The sequence below is a fragment of the Intestinibacter sp. genome, from assembly GCF_022780145.1.
Taxonomy (GTDB): Bacteria; Bacillota; Clostridia; order Peptostreptococcales; family Peptostreptococcaceae; genus Intestinibacter.
The window spans coordinates 1-2,539 of the sequence record NZ_JALEXO010000289.1 but is presented as its reverse complement, the minus strand read 5'-3'; the positions used below and the strand labels follow the sequence as shown (position 1 = coordinate 2,539).

The window sequence follows — 2,539 nt, the reverse complement described above, 5'->3', positions numbered from 1 at the left end:
TTCACAGGAGAATGTACAGAAGTAGGAATGTACTTAGCAATGAGTAGACAAGCAGATAGAGAAGGATATCCAGAAGTAGCAGAAGCATATAAGAGAATAGCTTTCGAAGAAGCAGAACATGCTGCAAAATTTGCTGAATTACTAGGAGAATGTGTAGTAGCAGATACTAAAGAAAACTTAAGAGTAAGAGTAGATGCTGAATACGGAGCAACAGAAGGAAAATTAAAATTAGCTAAGAGAGCTAAAGAACTTGGATTAGATGCTATACATGATACAGTTCACGAAATGTGTAAAGACGAAGCTAGACATGGTAAAGCATTCTTAGGATTATTACAAAGATATTTTGGATAGAAATTAAATTTTTTAGATAGAGGTCTTACAAGAAATTGTAGGACCTTTTTTAAGTAAATACAGGAGGTCGTTACGATGAAAATTTTATTGACAGGATTTGATGCATTTGGAGGCGAGCAAGTAAATCCAGCTGAAGAAGCTGTAAAAATGGTAAGCGACAATATAAATGGAGCACAGGTTATAAAAATAACTATACCGACAGTGAAAACTAAATCAGTACAGGCTATAGAACAAGCAATAGAAAAGTATAAACCAGATATAGTAATATCAGTAGGACAAGCAGGTGGAAGATTTGATATAACTTGTGAGAGAGTCGCTATAAATATAGACGACTTTAGAATAGAAGATAATGAAGGCAACCAACCGATAGATCAAATTATACAAAAGGATGGACAACCTGCATATTTTTCAAGGTTACCAATAAAGGCTATGGTCAAACATATGAACGAAAATAAAATACCTGCATCTGTTTCTAATACAGCGGGTACTTTTGTCTGTAATCATGTGATGTATGGAATATTATATATGATAGATAAAAAATATCCAAATATAAAGGGTGGATTTATCCATATACCGTATATGACTTCACAGGTAATTGATAAAAAGGGAATGCCTTTTATGTCTTTGGAGGAAATAGTAAAAGGGTTAGAACTGGCTATAGAAGCATGTACTTTATATAATGAAGATATAAAAGTCATAGGTGGAGAAATATGTTAGTAAAAAATATTTATATAAATAAGATAGATTTATATGATACAATTTATAGTAAATAATAATGAAAAGTTTAAGGGTATAAATAGTTCAATATTTGTAGACAATAACGAATATTGAACTATTGTATTATATAGGAGGTTCAATTTGAAAAAATACTTTAATACAACAGGTGTGTGTGTTGAGAACTTACATTATATGGTTGATATAAATGATAAAATAGATAAAATTGTAGATTTGATAGAAAAAAATAAATATTTTGTTATTAATAGACCGCGTCAATTTGGAAAAACTACTACATTATCAAAACTTCAAATGAGATTACAAAAGGATTATGTAGTGATAAGGATTAGTTTTGAGGGAATTGGAGACAAGGCATTTTCTGATGAAGAATTGATGTCTAAAGCTATAATTAAGTTATTTTCTAAATCACTTAGAAAAAATAACAAAGAACTTTCTAGGAAATTACAGCAGATGGTTGAAAATGTATCTAACTTTATGGACTTGGATGAAGTTATAAGCGATTTCATATATGAAAGTGAAAAGGAAGTCGTATTAATTATAGATGAAGTAGATAAATCCAGCAATAACCAGTTATTTTTAAGCTTTTTAGGTATGCTCAGAAGCAGGTATTTAAATATGATAGAAGGTTTTGAAGACAGTTTTAAAAGTGTAATTTTAGCAGGAGTGCATGATATTAAAAATTTAAAATTAAAAATAAGAAATGATGAAGGTATAAAATACAATTCACCTTGGAATATCGCAGTCGATTTTAATATAGACATGAGTTTTAATTGTAGTGAAATTGGGACTATGATAAGTGATTATAATAAAGATAATGGCTTAAATATAAATGTGGATGAGATTTCAAAGGAAATATATTTTTTTACAAGTGGATACCCTTTTTTAGTAAGTAGGATATGTCAGATTATAGACGAAAGATTTTATCCAGATGAAAAGGAAAGTTGGAATATAAAAGATATACAAAAAAGCGTAAAAATTATAACTTTAGAGAATAATACTTTATTTGAAAGCGTAATTAAAAATATAGAAAATAATAAAGAACTATATCTTTTAGTAAGAAGAATATTGATAAATGGAGAAAGTATTGTATTTAATAGATTAGATCCAATTATTGATTTAGGTATTACCTATGGTATATTTAGCGATTCAGACAATGTTTTAAAAATAAGCAACAAGATATTTGAAGAGATTTTATATAATTATATGATTTCTAAATTATCTACTAAAGTACAAGATATGAGTTTGTATAATTTTAAAAATTCATTTATAACAGAGGAAGGTGGACTTGATATAGAGGAAGTTCTTCGTAAATTCCAGCAATATATGAAAGAAAATTACTCTTCATTAGATAGTAAATTTATTGAAAGAGAGGGAAGGCTTATATTTATGGCTTTTTTAACACCTATAGTAAATGGTGTAGGATTTACATTTAAAGAAGTTCAAATATCTGAGG

3 protein-coding genes are annotated in these 2,539 nt (G+C 28.4%); all 3 read left to right on the top strand.

Features of this window, described 5'->3' with window-relative positions; translation table 11 throughout:
• On the top strand, positions 1–351 hold a 351-nt coding region (locus MR593_RS11025; protein ID WP_290692830.1), incomplete at its 5' end, for a ferritin-like domain-containing protein.
• Between the two features lie 75 nt (positions 352–426).
• A complete protein-coding gene (gene pcp, locus MR593_RS11020; protein WP_290692828.1) occupies positions 427–1,068 on the top strand; it encodes a pyroglutamyl-peptidase I in 642 nt (213 codons plus the stop codon).
• 141 nt (positions 1,069–1,209) lie between these two features.
• Positions 1,210–2,539, top strand: a 1,330-nt coding sequence (locus MR593_RS11015; RefSeq protein WP_290692826.1) for an AAA family ATPase, incomplete at its 3' end; no start/stop codon positions are given.